The sequence below is a fragment of the Acinetobacter sp. GN11 genome (assembly GCF_054823985.1).
On the sequence record NZ_JRVL01000255.1, the window covers coordinates 1 to 3,175 of the forward strand.

Genomic DNA, 3,175 nt, shown 5'->3' on the forward strand with positions numbered 1-3,175 from the left:
TAAAGTCATCCCAATCGCAAGTATTTCACTATCGTGATGAGGTAAACCATCAATTTCTAATCCAACTGGTAGTTTCGATTTCGCTCCCTTTCCAATCGGTAAACTCAGCCCTGGTAATCCAATATTACTGCCGGGGTCCGTATTTCGAATGAGTGTCTGGAAATTTTCAATTGAATTGGATTGTTCATTTGCTAGCGGTGCAACAATCGGTGATGTCGGAAATAATAAAGCATGTAAGTTATGCGCTTTAAATGTGTTTTGGTAGAGTTCAAGCAATTGAGGCCGAGCTTCTCTCATCGCTTTTTCATACAAAGGTAAAACAGGAACAAGTTGCCCCGTTTGATCTTGAATTAATTCAGGCAAGATATTCTGTTTAAAAAGCGCCTGTACATCTGGGCTTGAAATCTGATCGATCACAGTCTCTAAAGTCAGATTTAAATGATGATGTTTTAAATATTGAATAAGGTCATATTTGCCTTCATAGACGACCACTGGAAATGAAATCGCATGATTGAGCTGTTCTAAATTCGGCATATCGACATTAATAATTTCGACTCCTGCCTCTTTTAAAAGCTCAAGCGCAATATGAGCCTGCTCAAGAACATCTTCATCTAAATGATTCCAAAAATATGGATTGATGCCGAGCCTAATTTGATGAGGTTGTAATGGTTCTTTTTTTGGCTCTTGAGTAATAAGCTGATCAATTAAAATAATGTCAGATATTGTGTGTGCAATCGGGCCAGCAGTATCCCGCGTATGTGAAATTGGGGTAATACTGTCTTGTGAGTATCTTCCTACCGTTGGACGAAAGCCGACACATCCATTTAAGGCACTTGGCAAACGAATCGAAGCACCAGTATCTGTACCAATCGCAATTGGAACCATTCCAGCGGCAACCGCCACAGCACTACCTGAAGAGGACCCGCCAGCAATGTGTAATGGGTTTACGGCATTTCGTGTACCCACAACACCTTCAACATGCATGGCAGTATTATAGCCTGTTACCCCAAAGGCTAGTTCGTGCATATTGGTTTTACCCACAATGATCGCGCCGTGATCAATGAGCTTTTGAATAATAGGTGCGGAGCTTTGAGGCTTAAAGTTGGCTAAAGCTGGTGTGCCTGCACTATTTGAGAAACCTGCAACATGAATATTATCTTTAACAGCAATTAAAATACCCATCAAAGCTGGACATGGTTTTCCACTAAGTAGGTATTTATCCCAATATTGAGCTTGTTGAATTGCTGAAGCCTTATCTGTGCTAATAAATGCATTTAAAGATTGCTGTTTTTCAATAGAGGCAAAGTAATGATGGACGAGTTCTTCGCAAGACACTTTTCTGTCATGGATCAGTTTAGTGATGACATCTACTGAAGTACTTGCTAAACCCTGTGATTCAATCCAATTATTTTTTTCAACTGCATTTGACATGATGACTTAAAATCCATTTAAGTTGTGATCTTAAGAACTTAGTACAAATTGCTCATTCATTCGTATCCTCAAAATTGAGGATTGCTTTGCTTTAATGTTGAATGAGTAAGGCCATTTCAGTGCGATTATTGCAGCCTATTTTTCTCATAGAATTATTCAGATGGGTTCTTAAAGTGGTAAAGCTAATGCCAAGTAAATTCGCCACATGTTTATCACTTAAACCTTTAGAGACCAAACGAACCACTTCTTGTTCACGTGGAGTCAGGCCGTATTGTGTTGATAAATCTGCTGGTAAAGCTTGAGTAAAATAAGGTTCAAGCAGATTTAATATTCTTTTTTCACGCTCACCAAACATGTCGGCGTCTTGTGCACGCCAAATGCGTAAATCACCAATATCGACTCCATTTCGGACAAAATAAATATTTATGCCATGATATAAACCATAAGCCCGTAAAAACTCATTGTAATAGGTTGTCTTTTTAAGGTCTGTAAGAGGCATAACTTCATTTACAAATGTCGGTTTCTGGTGTTTGCGAAGTTGTGTGGTAATTGGGTCAGCAAATTGCCAAACACGATCATAGTCCTCCATCGCTTTTGGGTCGATTTTCCATATCACACCTTCTTTCGATAAATTATGCGTTGAATCCCAAATATAAGATGCGGCAAAATCAGCCCTCAATAAGATGGCAATATCGGCAATGATATTTTCACGTAAATTATATTGCCCTTTTCCTGAGCCAAGTTTCCATAATATTTCAGAAAACAATGTAAACTCAGACGGGCTGAAATCCTTTTCTAAAAGTGCGGTCATCGTCTACCTATTTAACAAAATCCATCGAATTTTAAGAAGATTGGTTAAGAGCTTCCTTTGAGCTTAATACCTATCCCATCCATTTCTATAACATATCTATTTTTTGATTTGGTAGGTAATAGCTATATTTTTTCCGTAAAAATATTAATTTTAGTGTTCCTCTCTTAAGCATTATTATACCCTTATTATTTGAGATTAATTTACACCATAGATAAGCAAAAACCCTATCATTTGATGAGCTTTTATTTAATGCAATTTAAATACATTTCTTTCACGTTAATACAAATATGCCATATAGTTTGAGCAATGCAATAGTTTGAATTCACCTCTTGTAATCTAAGTCTAATGCATCTTTAACCCATTTAGGTGCTATAAAATTATCATTATCAATAATTTGTTCTGGCACTCTTTCCCAGAAGTTTTTAATAGCACTTGCAAAATTTTCAAAGTGGCCATCGACAATTATTACTGATGTATGATCATACCAAGAATTAAGATTGAAGTTGGATTTACTAAAATCAATAAAATATTCTGGATAATCTTCCCTTAAATTTTTCAATGATATACCATTTCCATGTTTATAGACATTTACGACTAATCGACAAGCATCTAAATATTTATAAAATGGCTCCTCAGTTATATTCCACTCTATCCCTTTGAATAATTCAAATATTTTAGATATATCAACTTTCCAAATTTGTTTTGTTAAATTCTCTCCACCCCAAAATTTGCTTTGTCTTACCATCCATTCTCGAAGAGTTTTATCCCATTGATGATACATGCCCGCTATAATACTAAATAACGTTTGTGTTCTCATTTCCCACAGCATCATCACATATTCTTGAGCTTTATCATAAGCACTTTCTGCAAAATCATCTGGATCGTGAAAATCTGGATCAAAGTATTTTCCAGACTCGTCGTAAAATTCTTGGG

3 protein-coding genes are annotated in these 3,175 nt (G+C 36.3%); all 3 read right to left on the reverse strand.

Features of this window, described 5'->3' with window-relative positions:
• Positions 1 to 1,431 (reverse strand): indoleacetamide hydrolase (gene iaaH / locus NL42_RS17715; protein ID WP_461313754.1); only part of this gene is annotated, 1,431 nt, incomplete at its 3' end.
• Positions 1,432 to 1,522: 91 nt separating this feature from the next.
• Positions 1,523 to 2,242 carry a helix-turn-helix transcriptional regulator gene (locus tag NL42_RS17720; RefSeq protein WP_461313755.1) on the reverse strand — a complete coding sequence of 240 codons (720 nt, stop codon included), beginning with the start codon at positions 2,240 to 2,242 and terminating at the stop codon, positions 1,523 to 1,525.
• A 322-nt stretch (positions 2,243 to 2,564) separates the two neighbouring features.
• Positions 2,565 to 3,175: hypothetical protein (locus NL42_RS17725; protein ID WP_461313756.1), on the reverse strand; the 611-nt coding region annotated here is incomplete at its 5' end.

Excerpts from the sequence above, each read along its gene's own strand:
- NL42_RS17720 (WP_461313755.1), bottom strand. The coding sequence starts at position 2,242 with ATGACCGCACTTTTAGAAAAGGATTTCAGCCCGTCTGAGTTTACATTG.